19 protein-coding genes are annotated in these 16,999 nt (G+C 30.7%); 7 read left to right on the top strand and 12 right to left on the bottom strand.

Annotated elements, in window-relative coordinates; translation table 11 throughout:
• Nucleotides 1-14 precede the first annotated feature (14 nt).
• From EU96_RS04995 to EU96_RS05015, 5 genes are all read right to left on the bottom strand, one after another.
• Nucleotides 15-614 (bottom strand): NADH-quinone oxidoreductase subunit J, encoded by a 600-nt coding sequence (locus EU96_RS04995; protein ID WP_032526543.1) that lies wholly within the window; start codon nucleotides 612-614, stop codon nucleotides 15-17.
• Between the two features lie 3 nt (nucleotides 615-617).
• Nucleotides 618-1,244, bottom strand: a complete 627-nt coding sequence (gene ndhI / locus EU96_RS05000; protein WP_032526542.1) for an NAD(P)H-quinone oxidoreductase subunit I — start codon at nucleotides 1,242-1,244, stop codon at nucleotides 618-620.
• Between the two features lie 68 nt (nucleotides 1,245-1,312).
• Nucleotides 1,313-2,431 (bottom strand): NADH-quinone oxidoreductase subunit NuoH, encoded by a 1,119-nt coding sequence (gene nuoH / locus EU96_RS05005; protein WP_158465669.1) that lies wholly within the window; start codon nucleotides 2,429-2,431, stop codon nucleotides 1,313-1,315.
• 75 nt (nucleotides 2,432-2,506) lie between these two features.
• A complete protein-coding gene (locus EU96_RS05010) occupies nucleotides 2,507-3,652 on the bottom strand; it encodes a citrate synthase (protein WP_032526540.1) in 1,146 nt (381 codons plus the stop codon).
• A gap of 124 nt (nucleotides 3,653-3,776) precedes the next feature.
• Complete coding sequence (locus EU96_RS05015; protein WP_032526539.1) at nucleotides 3,777-5,237, bottom strand: hypothetical protein; 1,461 nt, start codon at nucleotides 5,235-5,237, stop codon at nucleotides 3,777-3,779.
• Between the two features lie 89 nt (nucleotides 5,238-5,326).
• On the opposite strand from EU96_RS05015, the gene EU96_RS05020 reads away from it, so the two are divergent.
• Nucleotides 5,327-5,677, top strand: coding sequence for a rhodanese-like domain-containing protein (locus EU96_RS05020; RefSeq protein WP_032526574.1), 351 nt, complete (start codon nucleotides 5,327-5,329; stop codon nucleotides 5,675-5,677).
• Here the strand turns inward: EU96_RS05020 and trpB are convergent, their stop codons facing one another.
• Entirely contained in the window at nucleotides 5,678-6,922 is a 1,245-nt protein-coding gene (trpB, locus tag EU96_RS05025) for a tryptophan synthase subunit beta (RefSeq protein ID WP_032526538.1), read from the bottom strand. It lies immediately after the preceding gene.
• A 48-nt stretch (nucleotides 6,923-6,970) separates the two neighbouring features.
• On the opposite strand from trpB, the gene EU96_RS05030 reads away from it, so the two are divergent.
• Both EU96_RS05030 and cysC read left to right on the top strand, forming a co-directional pair.
• Complete coding sequence (locus EU96_RS05030) at nucleotides 6,971-7,282, top strand: translation initiation factor SUI1 (protein WP_032526537.1); 312 nt, start codon at nucleotides 6,971-6,973, stop codon at nucleotides 7,280-7,282.
• A 42-nt stretch (nucleotides 7,283-7,324) separates the two neighbouring features.
• On the top strand, nucleotides 7,325-7,948 hold the full coding sequence (cysC, locus tag EU96_RS05035) for an adenylyl-sulfate kinase (RefSeq protein ID WP_032526573.1): 624 nt from the start codon (nucleotides 7,325-7,327) through the stop codon (nucleotides 7,946-7,948).
• 15 nt (nucleotides 7,949-7,963) lie between these two features.
• On the opposite strand, the gene purE is transcribed toward cysC, so the two are convergent.
• On the bottom strand, nucleotides 7,964-8,500 hold the full coding sequence (purE, locus tag EU96_RS05040) for a 5-(carboxyamino)imidazole ribonucleotide mutase (protein ID WP_032526535.1): 537 nt from the start codon (nucleotides 8,498-8,500) through the stop codon (nucleotides 7,964-7,966).
• An 89-nt stretch (nucleotides 8,501-8,589) separates the two neighbouring features.
• Between purE and bchM the strand changes: the two genes are divergently transcribed.
• Nucleotides 8,590-9,291 (top strand): magnesium protoporphyrin IX methyltransferase, encoded by a 702-nt coding sequence (bchM, locus tag EU96_RS05045; protein WP_032526533.1) that lies wholly within the window; start codon nucleotides 8,590-8,592, stop codon nucleotides 9,289-9,291.
• A 1-nt stretch (nucleotide 9,292) separates the two neighbouring features.
• Here the strand turns inward: bchM and EU96_RS05050 are convergent, their stop codons facing one another.
• Nucleotides 9,293-10,021 carry a response regulator transcription factor gene (locus EU96_RS05050; protein ID WP_032526531.1) on the bottom strand — a complete coding sequence of 243 codons (729 nt, stop codon included), beginning with the start codon at nucleotides 10,019-10,021 and terminating at the stop codon, nucleotides 9,293-9,295.
• Nucleotides 10,022-10,080: 59 nt separating this feature from the next.
• Here EU96_RS05050 and EU96_RS05055 point away from each other — a divergent pair, with 59 nt between their 5' ends.
• On the top strand, nucleotides 10,081-11,226 hold the full coding sequence (locus EU96_RS05055) for a cysteine desulfurase family protein (protein ID WP_032526530.1): 1,146 nt from the start codon (nucleotides 10,081-10,083) through the stop codon (nucleotides 11,224-11,226).
• A 14-nt stretch (nucleotides 11,227-11,240) separates the two neighbouring features.
• Here EU96_RS05055 and rsmH read toward each other — a convergent pair whose 3' ends face one another.
• Entirely contained in the window at nucleotides 11,241-12,143 is a 903-nt protein-coding gene (rsmH, locus tag EU96_RS05060; RefSeq protein ID WP_032526529.1) for a 16S rRNA (cytosine(1402)-N(4))-methyltransferase RsmH, read from the bottom strand.
• Between the two features lie 37 nt (nucleotides 12,144-12,180).
• Between rsmH and EU96_RS05065 the strand changes: the two genes are divergently transcribed.
• Together EU96_RS05065 and EU96_RS05070 are read left to right on the top strand one after the other, a co-directional pair.
• Nucleotides 12,181-13,368, top strand: coding sequence for an NAD(P)H-quinone oxidoreductase subunit H (locus tag EU96_RS05065; protein ID WP_032526528.1), 1,188 nt, complete (start codon nucleotides 12,181-12,183; stop codon nucleotides 13,366-13,368).
• Nucleotides 13,369-13,377: 9 nt separating this feature from the next.
• Nucleotides 13,378-13,830: an acyl-CoA thioesterase gene (locus tag EU96_RS05070; RefSeq protein WP_032526527.1), complete on the top strand. Its 453-nt coding sequence runs from the start codon at nucleotides 13,378-13,380 to the stop codon at nucleotides 13,828-13,830.
• Between the two features lie 3 nt (nucleotides 13,831-13,833).
• On the opposite strand, the gene EU96_RS05075 is transcribed toward EU96_RS05070, so the two are convergent.
• The 3 genes from EU96_RS05075 to menA are packed head-to-tail and all read right to left on the bottom strand — an operon-like array spanning nucleotide 13,834 to nucleotide 16,912.
• Nucleotides 13,834-15,036 (bottom strand): AMP-binding protein, encoded by a 1,203-nt coding sequence (locus EU96_RS05075; protein WP_032526572.1) that lies wholly within the window; start codon nucleotides 15,034-15,036, stop codon nucleotides 13,834-13,836.
• The gene (locus EU96_RS05080; RefSeq protein WP_032526526.1) at nucleotides 15,033-15,998 is read right to left on the bottom strand and encodes an o-succinylbenzoate synthase; all 966 of its coding nucleotides are present in this window, start codon (nucleotides 15,996-15,998) and stop codon (nucleotides 15,033-15,035) included. The genes EU96_RS05075 and EU96_RS05080 overlap by 4 nt, the downstream gene beginning before the upstream one ends.
• Nucleotides 15,995-16,912: a 2-carboxy-1,4-naphthoquinone phytyltransferase gene (gene menA, locus EU96_RS05085; RefSeq protein WP_032526525.1), complete on the bottom strand. Its 918-nt coding sequence runs from the start codon at nucleotides 16,910-16,912 to the stop codon at nucleotides 15,995-15,997. Before menA ends, EU96_RS05080 begins: the two co-directional genes overlap by 4 nt.
• Between the last annotated feature and the right edge of the window lie 87 nt (nucleotides 16,913-16,999).

Here is a 16,999-nt window from a genome sequence, read left to right as displayed (position 1 = left end):
AGAAAGTTAAAGGATTAATTTTTATTTGTGAGTAATGGTTCTGATGATTTTTCAATTAACTCTTGATCTACAGGTAGTCCAGTTGAAATATCTTTGTTCATTACATCTCTTCTAGCTAAAACAATAGCCCCAATCATAGCCATTAAAAGTAAAACTGAAGCTAATTCAAATGGTAGTAAATAATCACTAAATAAATGTTCACCAATTCTAATAGTTGATTCTTCTCCTATAGATTTTTCGGGGCTTGATAAACTCCATACATTGGTCAAGTCAACTCTTATTAAAAGGCTGAGTAAAGTTAAACATATCGTTGTTGATATAATTCTCCTCGATTTAATGTCATTTATGGGCTTTAAATCTTCTTTTTTATTGACTAGCATTATTGCAAAAATTATTAAAACATTGACTGCGCCGACATAAACTAGAACTTGTGCTGCAGCAACAAAACTTGCATTTAAAAGTAGATATAATCCTGCCACACTCATGAAAACCCCTCCAAGAAGAAAGGCTGAATAGACAATACTTTCGAGCAATACAACACCAAGTGCTCCAATAAGAACTACTAAAGATAGAACTATAAAACAAAGAATTTGAGTTGTTATTGCAATTGACATAAATTAATTGTTTGGATTAGGAATTTTATCTTTATTGTCATTGGAGTCTGGTTTCATCCAATCATAGACTTCTTCAGGTAATTTACCAACTCTTAGATCTGAAGCTGGGATTTCATGAGGATCCATTACACCTTTGGGTAGATAGGCTAGTTCTCTTAGTGGTTTTACTGACGGATCTGTTGTGACGTTAGTAGGGAGTCTACCGAGTGCAACATTATCAAAATTTAAATTATGTCTGTCGAAAGTAGCTAATTCATACTCTTCGGTCATTGATAGGCAATTGGTTGGACAATATTCAACACAATTACCACAAAATATACAAACTCCAAAGTCTATTGAATAATTTCTAAGTTCCTTTTTTTTTGTTTCTTTGTTCATCACCCAGTCAACTACTGGTAGATTTATTGGACATACTCTCACACAAACTTCACAAGCTATACATTTATCGAATTCATAGTGAATCCTTCCCCTATATCTTTCAGATGGTATTAGTTTTTCATATGGATATTGAACCGTAACTGGTCTTCTCCGAAGATGATCAAAAGTTACTGATAAACCATTATATAAATATTTGCCAGCATTAAATGCCTCTTTGATATAGCTATTTATTTGTTGAAGGAAATTTTTCATTTTGAAGAATTTACTTGGTTAATTTATTTTAGTGGATTAATTTTAAATTTAAGTATTTTTACTTAAATTTAACCACCAAAGAATTGCGGAAAAGCAAGTTTTAATCCTGCAGTTATCAAAAGATTAGCAAGAGAAATTGGAAGAAGAAACTTCCATCCTAGATCTAAAAGTTGATCTATTCTTACTCTAGGAGTTGTCCAACGTAATAATATTGCAACAAATACTAAAAGATATGCTTTCAAAACAGTCATTATAATTCCTATTGATGCAGTGAAAACTTGTATGAAGGGTGCATTAATAGGTAAATTAAGAAACTTAGCTATTAATTCAACTGGAATAGGAAAACCCCATCCTCCCAAATAAAGTATTGATACCAATAATGCTGAAAGGATTAGATTAATGTAACTGCCAAGATAGAACAATGCGAATTTCATCCCTGCATATTCAGTTTGATATCCTGCAACTAATTCTTCTTCAGCTTCAGGTAAGTCAAATGGAAGTCTTTCACATTCTGCAAGAGCACAAATCCAAAAGACTATAAAACCAACCGGTTGTCTCCAAATATTCCAACTTAGGATTCCAGCACCACTTTGTTGGTTAACAATGTCAATAGTACTTAGAGAATTTGTCATTAGTACTATAGCCAGTACAGATAAAGCTAAAGGTATTTCGTAACTTATAGATTGAGCAGCTGCTCTTAGTCCGCCTAATAATGAATATTTATTATTTGATGCATATCCGCTCATAAGAAGTCCAATTGGCTGAATACTGCTCAAAGCAATCCATAGGAAAATTCCAATACCAACATTACTTATTAAAAGATTTTGTCCAAAAGGAACAATTAGCCAGGAGAGAATAACTGGGACAAGAACTAATATAGGTCCTGCAGTGAAAAGAATTCCATCCGCTTTAGCAGGAATAATATCTTCTTTGACTAGTAACTTAAGACCATCTGCAATTGGTTGGAGTACACCTAGCGCTCCTGCATATTCTGGACCTATTCTTTGTTGAGCAGCAGCAGATATTTTTCTTTCAAGCCAAACTGTTACTAAAACGCCAACAACTGCCGCTACTAAAACCAAAAGCATAGGTAGAGGGAGCCAAATGATATGAGCAATTTCACTAGAAAGGCCAAAACCTTTTAAGAATTCATTAAAACTATATTCGAGATCTAATCCGTATTCCAAAATTTTGACGTTATTTACTTAATACATTAACTCGTTACCAACAATATGTGTGTTTTTTATGAAAAGCCGCAAATATTATTCTCTATTTTCTAAGCTGATCCAATGTCTTGGAGCTGAACCAGTATAGATTTGAGATGGCCTAAAAATTCTATTTGCTCCAAGTTGCTCTCTCCAATGAGCTAACCAACCGGCAACCCTTGATATGGCAAAAATTGGAGTAAATAAATCACGAGGAATACCAAGTTTTCTATAAACAAGACCAGAATAAAAATCTACGTTAGGGAATATACCCTTTGGTCCAAGTCTTGGTATTGCTTCTGCCTCTAATGATTTAGCAACTTCATACATTTCATCTGCTCCAAATCTAATAAAAAGCTCTTCTGCAAGTTTTTGAAGAATAATTGCTCTTGGATCTTTAACTTTGTATTCTCTATGACCAAAGCCCATTATCTTACTTTTATTTTTTATCGCGTTATCTAAAAAAGAAGCCGCATTTTCTGGAGTTTTGATTTCTTCTAACATTGCAATCACATCCTCATTTGCTCCTCCATGAAGCGGTCCAGCCAGAGTTCCTACTGCAGAAGCGATAACAGCATATGGGTCTGTAAGAGTGCTTGCGGTCACTCTAGCGCTAAATGTGCTGGCATTTAAACTATGTTCAGCATGTAGAATTAAACATCTATCAAAAACTTTTGCAGCTATAGGATCTTGTTCTTTTTCAGTCAGCATGTAAAGAAAATTTGATGAATAAGTTAAATCATCTCGAGGTTGAATTGGGTCTTGTCCTTTTCTAATAAGTTGAAACGCAGCAATCATAGTGGGTATTTTTGCTATGAGTCTTATCACTGCGTTATAGATGTAATTAGGATCATCTATTGCTCTTCGTGAATAGAAAAGCCCTAAAGAAGCTGCACTAGATTGTAGAGCGTCCATGGGATGACCTGTCGCTGGGAAACATTTCATCATATCTCTGACTCTAAAACTTAACCTGCGATGCATCTGAACTTCTTGTTCAAAATCCCTAAGTTGCATGGCTGTAGGTAATTCACCCCAAATCAATAGATAAGCAGTTTCTAAAAAACTGCTTTTTTTTGATAGTTCCTCAATGGAGTAGCCTCTATACAGTAATTTACCTTTGTTACCGTCAATATCACAGATAGATGAATTAGTAACTGGTACGCCCTCTAATCCTGGTTTTAAAATTAGTTTGTTGTTATCCAATTTCTTAATTCAATATCAAATACTTATAGATTAAAGATAGTCAATTAATTTTTAATTAACCACAAGTTATTAACTCCAAGAAAATTTAAATTGATTGTTTTTTGAGCTTATTTTAATAAATTTATTAAATTATTTTTAAACTTTTTTCTACATAAAGAATTGGATTTTTTTCAGGAATAGATTGTTTTATGATTTCTAGAGATTCTTCATTTGATATTTTTAAAATATTTCTAATGAGAAAAATAAAATCTTTTAAATTAGAAAAATATTCAATTTGATTAGAATTTACATCTTTGATATCAACGTTTGAATAAAGAAAAGCAGAGTTATCTTTATTACTTTTGAGGTTAAAAAATTTTTTTGAGATTTTTTCTAGCTTTTTATGATCAATTAAATAATTACTTATGATTTGTAAACCTCCTGATTCTATTGAATAAATATTTTCATAAGTTAATTTTTTTATTATATCGTCTTCTTCTTCAAGAATATTTTTGGAATACATCGAGTAAATATCTTCATTTTGTTTTAAGGTATATTTGTTGAAATCTTTTAGTTTTTTCATATCACTCAAATCAATTTGATCTTTATTATTCTTTTCAAATGTAAAAAGCCAATCTTTACTTGAATTGAGAATTAAAATATCTTGATTTGTTTTTTGATTAAACTCTTCAAAAAAACTTTTTTCAAAATTATTTACTAAAGGTTTTAGATATTTGTCAAAATTTTTTATATCACTAAAAATTGAAAATTCAGGATTATCTTCATTTTTATTCTCTTTATTGACTAGCTTATCGTAAGAATGAATATCAATATTTTTTTTATTATTTAGTAAATATGATTTTAAAATTAAATGTTTATTTTTTAAGTCAACTGTTGTTGCTATAACATCCTCATTTCCCTCGGGGAAAATTTCATTATTAAAAAATATACTTTTCCCAAATGTTTCTGTAAATAATATATTTTTTTGGTTTTCTAGTCCCAAAATTTCTCTTTCATATTTAAATTTTATTTTTTTAAACTGATTACTAGAGTTAATGCTATTTATGATTAATTTCTTATCTGATGAAGCAATAATATAATTATCTTCAGTTCTATATATAAACTTAAGGTAATTTAGTTTATTTTCTCTATAAATTGGAATTATTTCATTAGTATGATCAATTTGATTGGAGAGATGCAATATATCATCTAGTTTTTTTTCTGGATTAATTTTAAAAACTATCAAAATATCATCTTTAAGATTTTTATTATTCTCAGAAGTTGAAATTATAAGTTCATTATTATAAACATTTTCTAATTTATTTTTGCCTAGATCTATACCTAAGTAATCTAATATGGAATCTTTTATTAAAACAATTTTATCTTTAATTTTTGGATTTTTATCTTTTTCAATATTATTAATAATCTTAGAAATATCTATATTTGAAATAAATAATAATTTATTGTTTTCAGGTATATATTTTAAGATATTTAATTGCTCAATTTTTGTACTTTGATCCTTATTTTTATTTGCAGAAACTTTTTTAAAACCAACAAAAAGTAATAAAGATAATAATAGTATTATTGCTACTACTCTCAGTTTCATTATCAATGTTTATTTTTATTTTTAACAATAAATTTATTCCTGCAACTTAATTTATTAAATTGTAAATAACACATAATTTATCCTTGCAATTGGGGAATTATCCAAAATCTATAAATGCTTCTAGTCTTAATGATTGGTTTAATTCTGAAAAAGAAGATCCAGTCTTGATTGATGTAAGAGAACATTCAGAGCTTGAAATAGCTCGTTTCTCAAAAGAATTTTTACATATACCAATTAGTAAAGTCACATCTGAATATGTTGAAGAAATATTTGCTGGTTTCTTAAACAGAGAAATAGTTGTTACCTGTCATGCAGGAATAAGAAGTTATAACTTTTGTCAATGGTCCTTAGATAATAATATTGTGAGCGAAATATGGAATTTAGAGGAAGGTATTGATGGATGGAGTAGATATATTGACCCATCAATTCCTAGATATTGATTAAATATCCAATGAAGATGCAACAGTATTAACATCTTTGTCACCTCTTCCAGAGCAATTGATAACTATATGAGTATCTTTTTCAAGATTAGGGCATAATTTATTTAACCAAGCAAAGGCATGGGAAGTTTCAAGTGCTGGTATAATACCTTCAAGTTCACTAACAAGTCTCAAAGCATCTAAAGCTTCTTGGTCTGTTACTGCTCCATATTCTGCTCTACCTATATCTTTTAAATAGCTATGTTCAGGACCTACTCCAGGGTAATCTAACCCTGCACTTATTGAGTGGGCTTCTTGTACTTGACCATTATCATCTTGTAAAAGAAGACTCATGGATCCATGCAAAATTCCAACTGACCCTTTAGTGATAGTTGCAGCATGCTTGTCAGAATCAACTCCGCTTCCAGCGGCTTCAACTCCAATTAATCTTACAGATTTTTCTTTAACGAAAGGATGGAAAAGGCCCATTGCATTTGATCCTCCACCTACACAAGCAAGTAGAATATCTGGTAAAGATCCAAATAATTCCAGGCATTGTTTTTTAGTTTCTTCTCCTATAACTGCATGAAAATCTCGCACAATCTTTGGGAAAGGGTGTGGACCAGCAACAGATCCTAAAATGTAGTGTGTGGTTTCGACATTAGAAACCCAATCTCTAATAGCTTCACTAGTGGCATCCTTAAGTGTTGCAGTTCCAGAATTTACAACTTTAACTTCAGCTCCTAGCAATTTCATTCTAAAGACGTTGAGAGATTGCCTTTTTATATCCTCAGCACCCATATAGATAATGCATTTCAAGCCAAATCTCGCACAAACAGTAGCCGTAGCAACTCCATGCTGACCTGCTCCAGTTTCTGCAATTATCCTTTTTTTTCCCATTCTTATTGCTAATAAAGCTTGTCCAAGAGCATTATTGATTTTATGAGCACCAGTATGATTTAAATCTTCTCTTTTAAGCCATATTCTTGGAGTTGCTTGTTTCGTTTTGTAATGTTCAGTAAGTCTTTTGGCTTCATAAAGTGGTGTTTCTCTTCCTACATAAGTTTTAAGTAGATGATTTAATTCTTTTACAAAAAGTTTATCTTTCCATGCATTTTCTGCAGCTGTTTCAAGCTCAAAAAGAGCGGGCATTAGCGTTTCAGGAACATATTGACCACCATACTTTCCAAACCTTCCATCTTTGGAGGGTTGATTTAAATCGTCATTTTTATAATTTTGATCTTGGCGAGAAAATGTACTTACCACTTTTTCTATAGAATAAGTATTAACTAACTATAGATTATATTGAAAATAATGGGAAAAATGAATTGGATCGAATTTGATAATCAAGAAAAAAAATCTGAAGAAACAGCTAAGGTTGATACTTTTAATAAAAGATCAAAAATCAATATTTCAAAACAAAAAAAAGGTAAAAAGGGCAAGACGATCACTTTAATTAGAGGTTTAGGAACTGAGGATGAAATCTTATTAAAAGAATTGCTTAAAAAAATGAAAATTTTTTGTGGGACCGGAGGTACATTAATTGATAGTAATATCCAGTTACAGGGTGATATGGTATTGAAATCAATTGAGTTTCTTCGTAAAGAGGGATTTCATAATTTATGAAGCAAGAGTTAGGATAGGTTTTTAATTTTGATGATTCAAACAATGAAAGAACAAGATCAAACAAATTCAACCAATATAAAGTGGCACAATTTAACTATTGATAGACAAAAATTAGAGAAAATGAGAGGTCATAAAGGAATGGTTATATGGTTTACAGGTTTATCAGGCTCTGGTAAAAGTACTTTGGCCAACGCTTTAAATGAAGTTTTACACTTAGATGGTTTTTCAACTTACGTGTTGGATGGAGACAATATTAGACACGGTTTATGTAAAGATCTTGGGTTTTCGGATGAAGATAGAGAAGAAAATATAAGAAGAATTGGAGAAGTTGCGAATTTATTTATGAATGCTGGGATAATAACTATTACTGCATTCGTTTCACCGTTTATTAGCGATAGAGATAAGGTGAGAAAAATTATTGGATCTAAGGATTTTATTGAAGTTTATTGTGCTGCAGATATCAAGGTTTGCGAAAATAGGGATACCAAAGGTCTTTATAAGAAAGCGCGTTTGGGTGAAATTAAGGATTTTACAGGAATTTCTAGTCCATATGAAGCTCCTCATAATCCTGAAATTGTGGTTGATACAGGTTCTTTAGATTTAAATGATTCAGTTGAAACAGTTATTAACTACCTTAAAAAAGAAAACTTTCTCAAAAAGGGCTAATAGAAAAATATTATTTCATTTATTTTGAAGATAATTTTCAACTCCAATAGTTGATAACTTACTATTTTTAGTTCTTACCTGTTTATGAAGATTTTCTCTGTATTTTTTTAAATCTTCCTTCATAGATTCATCAAATAAACTGATCATCTCTATTGCTAATAATCCAGCATTTTGACCTCCATTAATTGCAACTGTTGCAACTGGTATCCCTGCGGGCATTTGAACAATTGATAAAAGAGAGTCAATCCCATTAAGTGTCTTACTCTCTACTGGTACTCCAATTACAGGAATGCAAGTTAGGGATGCCATCATACCTGGAAGATGAGCAGCACCACCAGCACCGGCAATTATTACTTTTATGTTTTCTGATTCTGCATTTTTTGCATATTCCATCATTTCAATAGGTGTTCGATGCGCAGAAAGTATAAAAACTTCAGTTTTTATTCCAAATTCTCTTAAAATATCTACAGCAGGTTTCAATGTTTTTAGATCTGAATCACTACCCATTACGACAGCGATTTTATAAATATCTTGAGGGCTCAATTCTGACAAAATAACAAATCAATTCTTTCCCATAATGGCGTGCAATTAATTTGGCGCCAGTTAGTTAATATAAAAAGAATAAATTTTCATAGAATATTATGACGTCAAATAAGATTATCGAAAAAAGTGAAGTTAGGGAGTATTTTAATGGTACTGGCTTTGAAAGATGGAATAAAATTTATAGCAAATCTGATGAAATTAATACAGTTCAGAAAAATATTAGAAAAGGACATCAAAAGACTGTAGATGATGTAGTCTCATACATCAAAAATTATCCTGACCTAACAAAAAAAAGTTTTTGTGATGCAGGATGTGGTGTTGGAAGTCTATCTATACCTTTACTAAGACTTGGGATAAAAGAATTACAGGTAAGCGATATTTCTTCTGAAATGATTAAAGAAACAAAGAAACGCATAAATGATTTAGGTTTGCACCAAGGGAAAATTAAATATCAAGTCTGTGATCTTGAGCAATTAAAAGGATTATTTGATGTTGTAGTTTGTTTGGATGTATTTATTCATTATCCTCAACCGGTCGCTGAAGAAATGGTCCAACATTTATGCGATTTAAGCAAAGAAAAACTAATAGTTAGCTTTGCTCCTTATACTCCAGTTCTTGCTGTTCTGAAAAATATAGGTAAATTATTTCCTGGGCCAAGTAAAACTACAAGAGCTTATACATTAAAAGAAAACGGAATTATTAAAGCTGCTAAAGAAAAAGGATTTAACGTGGTTAAAACTAAATTAAATCAAGCTCCTTTTTATTTTTCAAAACTAATTGAATTCGAAAAAATCAAATAATTTATTTTACTAAATGATTTTCAAGTGCATAACGAACTAATTCGGTTCGGCTAGATGTACCTGTCTTTATAAAAAGTCTACTTACATATTTTTCTACATTTCTAATAGATGTTTCTAGCCGTCTTGCAATTTCCTTATTCATCAGTCCTTCTGCTACAAGTTGAAGGACACTTGCTTCTCTTGGAGTAAAACTAGGAAGATTTTTTTTATTTTCTGAATTAGTGGGATTTTGGTCTGTGAGCATAGATTTTATTTCAGTAATTTGTTTCGCCATTTTGCTTACATCAATATCTGCGAATCGAGCTGCCTCTTTTAGTAAACGTTCTTGTCTGTTGATTACATTTTTAACTCTCGCAGCTAATTCATCGGGGTCGAAAGGTTTGGCAATATAATCATCAACTCCTGCAAGATAACCTTCTGTTCTGTCTAGGGTCATTCCTTTTGCAGTTAAAAAAATAACTGGAGTTCCTCCTAATTTTTCATCCTCTCTAATTTTTTCTAATAAATCATACCCGTTAGCTCGGGGCATCATAATATCGCTAATTATCAAATCGGGAAAAACTGTTTGAGCTTTTTCCCAGCCATCCTCACCATCAACTGCAATAAATATTTCAAAGCCTTCATCTTCTAGAAATGTTTTAACAGCTGTTCTTAAACCAGGCTCATCATCAACTAATAAAATTCTTGATTTTCTTCCTTGTTCATTATTTATTTGATTAATTTCATTCATTTTTTAAATTCTTAAATTTGATTTTCTAGTACTAAAGAGAATTTTATATACTAAATATAATGCTATCAACTCTTATACTACTAGATTATCAATCTTCGACGCCTTGCTCTAAAGATGTTGTTGATTCTATGAAACCCTTTTGGAGTGAGATATTTTCTAATCCTGCAAGCAAATCTAATTTGGCCGGTATTAACGCAAGCGCTATATTGGAAGCCTCAAGAGAAAAAATAGAAAAAAATTTATTTCTTAAGAATAAAAAACTTATTTTTACAAGTGGTGCAACAGAATCTAATAACTTAGCATTATTAGGTTTTGCTAGAAATTACTATAAAAAAACAGGAAATTATGGACATATTATTACCTTGAAAACGGAGCATAAAGCTGTTTTAGAGCCCCTCAACCAACTAAAAAAAGAAGGATTTATGGTTACAGAAATTAATCCTGATAACGATGGCTTAATTTCAGAAGAACAATTCAAAAAAAATATAAGAGAAGATACATTTATGGTAAGTGTCATGTTGGCAAATAACGAAATAGGCGTTATTCAGCCTATAGAGAATATTTCAAAGATATGTAAATCGAGAGGAATAACCTTTCACTCTGATTTCGCACAATGTTTAGGTTATATCGAGTTAGACAATCTTTTATCAGATGTAGATATGATTACGATAAGTTCTCACAAAATATATGGTCCTAAAGGAATCGGACTTCTTTTGATTGATGAAGAAATTAATCTTGAGCCTTTAATTGTTGGAGGAGGTCAGGAATATGGTTTCAGGTCTGGTACATTACCTCTTCCTTTAGTAGTTGGCTTCGCTAAAGCAATAGAGATAGCGGTTTTTAATCAAAAAAATAATGCTGAGAAATTGCTTTTGTATAGAAATAACCTTTTAGAGGGTTTGTTAGAAAATAATTCTGGTTTATTAATTAATGGCTCTATAGAAAAAAGATTACCTCATAATTTAAATTTGACTGTATTGGATGTAAACGGAGCAAAGTTTCATAAACTTTTAAAATCTAAAATAATTTGTTCTAGTGGATCTGCATGCAGTAATGGTGAACCATCTCATGTTTTACTAGCCTTAGGTAGATCCTTTAAAGAAGCAGAATCTTCAATAAGGTTAAGTATTGGATTAAGCACTAATTCAAAAGATATAAAACAAGCAATTCATATTCTTACAAATACGATTAAAACATTACGATAGAAATTATTGGCTCTTTAATTTAATTGAGCAATTCTTAATTTTCCACTTCTAGCTCTTTTATTTAATTCGACTTCTTGTTCGGAAGGGGTTATTGGCTTTTTTGTAAGGTTTTTTAGTCTTTGATCATACTTAAAAGAATTTTTAACTAACCTATCCTCCAGGGAATGAAAACTAATAATAGAAATAATACCGCCCGGCAAAAGCCATTCAGGGACAACTTGCAAAAATTTTTCTAGTACTTCAATTTCTTTATTAACGGCAATTCTTAGTGCTTGAAATGTTCTTGTCGCTGGGTGTATTTTTTTATATCTTTGTTTTGGTGGGAAGCAGCCCGCAATAGAATAAGCTAACTCTTTTGTCCCAGAATATTTCCCATTTTCCTTCAAATCCATTTTTATTTTCCTAGCAATCTTTCTTGATAATCTCTCATCTCCATATTTATAAATTAGGTTCGCTAGATCTTTTTCATTTAAATCCTCAATTAATTTTTCTGCATTAACCTCAAGAAAAGGATTCATGCGCATATCAAGTGGACCATCTTTTTGGAAACTAAATCCTCTTTTAGGGTTATCTATTTGGTTACTATTTACTCCAAGATCTGCAATCACAAAAGAAACTTTTTCTTTTGGTACAAAATCTGCAAAATTTGAAGCCTTTATATCAATCCTATTTTTAAATTCATCAAGTTTTTTTGATGCTGATTTTCTTGCAAATGGATCTTGATCAAGACCAATTATTTTTAAATCCGAATATTTTCTCAATAACTGATAAGAGTGCCCGCCTCCGCCTAAAGTTGCGTCTATCCCTTTAAGTTGGTTGTTTTGTATTAATGGGTAATGCTCTAATGAGGCTATCATTTCATTTGTCATAACTGATTGATGATTGAAAAAAGATGAATCAGATAGGTCAGTTTGCATAACTTTCGACTAAGATTTAATTAGAAGTAGATTTTTAATGGCTCAGCTAGAGACTAGAACAGAACCAATGGTGGTCAATTTCGGCCCTCATCATCCATCAATGCATGGGGTTTTAAGGTTAGTTGTAACCCTTGATGGTGAGAATGTTATTGATTGTGAGCCCGTAATTGGATATTTGCATAGAGGAATGGAAAAGATAGCTGAAAATAGGACAAATGTTATGTACGTCCCTTATGTAAGCAGAATGGATTATGCAGCAGGAATGTTTTATGAAGCTATTGTAGTAAATGCTCCTGAAAGATTAGCTAACATTAAAGTTCCTAAAAGAGCTAGTTACATCAGAGTTCTCATGTTGGAACTTAATCGTATTGCTAATCATCTTTTATGGCTTGGCCCCTTTTTAGCAGATGTAGGAGCCCAAACTCCATTTTTCTACATTTTTAGAGAAAGGGAAATGATTTATGATCTTTGGGAAGCTGCTACTGGACAAAGGCTAATAAATAATAATTTTTTTCGGATAGGCGGTGTTGCTTGTGATCTCCCTTATGGATGGTTAGAAAAATGTATAGACTTTTGCAATTGGTTCGGTCCTAAGATAGATGAATACGAAAAATTAATCACCAATAATCCTATCTTTAGAAAAAGAATTGAAGGTCTTGGAACAATACAAAGAGATCAGGCAATTAATTGGTCTTTGTCTGGCCCAATGCTTAGGGCTTCTGGAGTTTCATGGGATTTAAGGAAAGTCGATAGTTATGAATGTTATGAAGATTTTGATTGGCAGATTGCTTCAGAAAAAGAAGGAGATTGTTATGCGAGATATCGAGTAAGAGTTGAAGAGATGAGACAATCACTAAATATCATTCGCCAAGCCTGTGAAATGATTCCAGGAGGTCCAACAGAAAATTTAGAAGCTCAAAGAATGGCGACTGAAGATAAGAAGAGTGAAATATTTGGTATGGACTATCAATATGTAGCTAAGAAGGTTGCTCCAACTTTTAAAATTCCCAATGGCGAATTGTATACAAGATTAGAGTCTGGGAAAGGAGAAATAGGTGTATTTATTCAAGGAAATAATGAAGTTACCCCATGGAGATTTAAAATAAGAGCAGCTGATTTAAATAATCTTCAAATATTGCCCCATATTCTTAAAGGTGCCAAAATTGCGGATATTATGGCAATCCTTGGTTCAATAGATGTCATTATGGGATCTGTTGATAGATAAGTTCTTTAAATGAAACCCTCCGATTGGTTAATATTGAAGAAGAAAGTACGATTTGGTGATTGTGATTCTGCAGGTGTAATTCATTTTCATAACTTATTAAAATGGTCACATGAAGCTTGGGAAGAGAGTATTGAAATTTATGGCATTCCTTATCAAGATATTTTTCCAGATTTTTCTATACGTAAAAGTAAAATTATATTTCCCATAATCAATTGTGAAGCGAACTTTCTTGCGCCTATAAAAATTGGAGATTTCTTAAAAGTACAAATTGCTCCTCATAAAATTAATACTCATTTGTTCCAAGTAAATAGCTTTTTTATAAAAAATGAAAATAAAGTAGCAGAAGGGAAAATAATACATTGTTCTTTAGATGTTGATTCAAGAAATAAAATAGAACTTCCCGATCAGTTAGAAAGATGGATAGAGGCTTCAAATGTAAGTACAAATTTAAAAGAATGCTAATTATTATTTTTTAAATTTATAGTTTATTTTTTCTGCACAGGTATTTTTGTTTTTAACAATCCACTTTTCAGGTTTTTCATGTTTAGGCCAACTTTGAGAAAATTTTTTTAATAAATTTAATGAATTTTCAATATTTTTATTATTTGTAAGTTCTATAAATTCAACTATTATTTTAATTTTATTTCCCCATAATTTGTCAGGTATTTTTGAAATATTGAATTTATTAATTGGGATATTTTCTTTCATAATGAAATTATTTAATCGAGATTTAATTACCTCTGGGAAAACGATTTCTCCTCCTGAATTAAAAGCGTTATCACTTCTTCCAAGAAAGTTTAAATATAAAGAATTATTGATTTGATTAATTTCTCCTAAATCTCCTGTTTGCCACCACCCATTTTTATTTCTGAAATTTTCAGTTTTTAAAGAGTTTGTTATTTCGATTCCAATTCTAGCTGATTTTATTTCGATGAATCCTTGTTCATTAATTCTTATTTTTGTATCAGGTAGTATTTCTCCAACATTCTCAAAACCCATTAAGAATTCTTTTGGTTTTAAACTCGTTATCATTGCTGCTGTTTCAGTTGAGCCGTAACAAGGTGCTAATTTTATTTTTTCTTCTCTACATTGTTCTGCAGTTTCGCCTGAAATAGAAGCTCCACCTAACCAAATTAGATCAAAAATTTTTAGCCAACTAATACCATCTTTTTGAGCTAAAAGTCTTTGTAATTGGGTAGGTACTAAGGATGTAATCAGGTGTTTTTTGTTTTTTTTAGATTTAATTGTAAAAAGTAAAAGTTCTCGAGTTTTTTTTATTAAATTTGGAGAAATATTAATACAATCACATCCCCAAGTTTGACTTCTAAAAATTGGCATTAAGCCACTTATATGGTTCAGGGGTAAAGTATTTAAAATTAAGCAGTTTTGCAATTCAAAGCCTTGTTCTATTAGCCATTGTCCTGATGTAAATGCAGATAATTTAAGATTATCTAAATGGTGAAAACATTTTCTTGGTTTTCCAGAACTACCACTACTGTTTAATATAATTGCTGGCCCATTTTCAGTAATTGAATCTAATACATCTTCATCTTCATAAAATTTGTTTTTTACATAAATAATTTTATTCTCTCTAATTTTTTCAATAATTTTCTCTACAGATTGAGTTTCATTATTCTCAACTTCAATAGTATGAATTTTATTTTTCATAGTTGATCCCATATCTTTTTTGCTTCATTTAAAAAGAGAAACGAATTAGGGAATTTATTCATTGCTAAACCAGGAACTTTTGGAGTTGGTCCTTGTAATTGTAGAGACGATAAATGATAAAGCCATCTCTTCCCTATTCCAGTTTCAAATGAAGTACTTATAGATATTAAAGCTTTTTTATTTTCTAATTCTCTTAAAAGCTTAACTGGATTATTTTCTTGAGAAGGCCTTCGAATTTGCCAACCCTTCCACTCATCAATCAAAGTTGGAAATTTTAAAAGTGATTCGTCTAAGGCTATTGGGATTTTTTTGTTGAGTTCTTTCATTCCATCAATATCATCAACACAGAGAGGTTGTTCTAACCAATCTATATTTTTGTTATCTTTCAAAATATCAGCCCATCTATTAGCTATCTTTCTAACCCAAGAACCATTAGCATCTATTCTTAACTTAATATTATTACCTATTTGGCTTAAAATTTCTTCTAAATTTGCTTCTTCCACATGGTTATCTCTTAATGCTACTTTCCATTTTATGGTTACTGATTTTCCAATATTAGATTGTCTTTTTTTAATTTCATTTAGCTCTGAAATTACATGTTCAGAATTTAACAGTATGGCTGTTTTATCAATTTCATCAAAGGCATAGTTTTCTTTAAAAATTATTTTTCCATTTATCTCAGCTAATGCAGAATTTATTGCAGATTGAATGCATGGGTGAAAAATATTTATTTGCTCAGATAAATTAAATACTTCTACATTCTCAGGGATCATATTTAGTTGTTTTGCACATTTTTTTAAGTCTTCTTCTAGAAGTGGTGAAACTTCTCCAAATCCAATTTTTTTATCATTACTTGTTAATTTAATTATCCAACCCAGTTTTGTAATATAAGTGGTTTTAGAATTTTCTACTTTTGTGGATAACTTAAAGCTATAAGATTTTTTTTTAAATATTAAGTTCATTTATTAAGCAAGTAATTAAATATTAATCCTGTGATTAAGCCAACTCCATTAAGAGTTTGAAATTTTATTGCGACGAATTTGGAATTTTTTATTGCAGAAGGTTTTTTATAAGAAGATTTTAATAAATTTATAAGTCTTATTGCTTGAGGAAAACTAATCAAATAAAGGATACACAACACTGGAATAAATCCAGTAACTATAGTTAAAAGTTGAAAAATATATATTGTAAAAATTATCCAAGGCACAAATTGAGAACCTTTTTTTGCTCCTAGGCGAACTAAAGGTGAATTTTTCCCATGCTTTTTATCTTCTGAAATTTGATGAAAATGAGAACAAAATAATACAAGAGTTGTTGCTAATGAAGGTCCTGAACCAAGTAATAAAGAAACTTTCCAGGGAATATCTTCGAAGTAAATATTAGAAGGATTTAACGCAATTAAGACTGCAGAGTAGGCAAAAGGTCCAAATGCAAGCCAGCATAATGGTTCTCCTAAGCCTTGATAGCCAAATCTAAAAGGAGGTCCTTGATATAAATATCCCAAGAAGCAGCAAGATGCCACCAAAATCAAAATGTTTATACTTGTTGATACTGAAATAATTGAAATTATTAATAAACCAATAACTAAAGATGTATATGCAATAAATGAAATTATTTTTTTATTTTTTATAAGATTTACAATTGAATGGAATTTAAATTCATCGATTCCTGTTTCTGCGTCGAATAAATCATTAGTTAGGTTTTCCCAAAGTAATATAAAAATTGCAGCTAAAGTAAATGCAATCAAATTATAAATTTTTACCTTTTCATATTGATTGAGTATATAAGCCCCTGTTATTAAAACCGGAAGTATGGCAACAGAATAAAGAGGCCATTTTATCGCTTGTTTCCATAATTTTTTTTTATCTTCATCCATTTTTATTTAACTCACAAAATTCGATCATTATTAAATGTAGTTTATAAATTGAGTTACATTTTTTACTTTATTGCATGATTTTTAGTT

It is taken from the genome of Prochlorococcus marinus str. MIT 9302, assembly GCF_000759975.1.
Taxonomy (GTDB): Bacteria; Cyanobacteriota; Cyanobacteriia; order PCC-6307; family Cyanobiaceae; genus Prochlorococcus_A; species Prochlorococcus_A marinus_M.
This window is presented reverse-complemented; position numbering and strand designations above follow the sequence as displayed.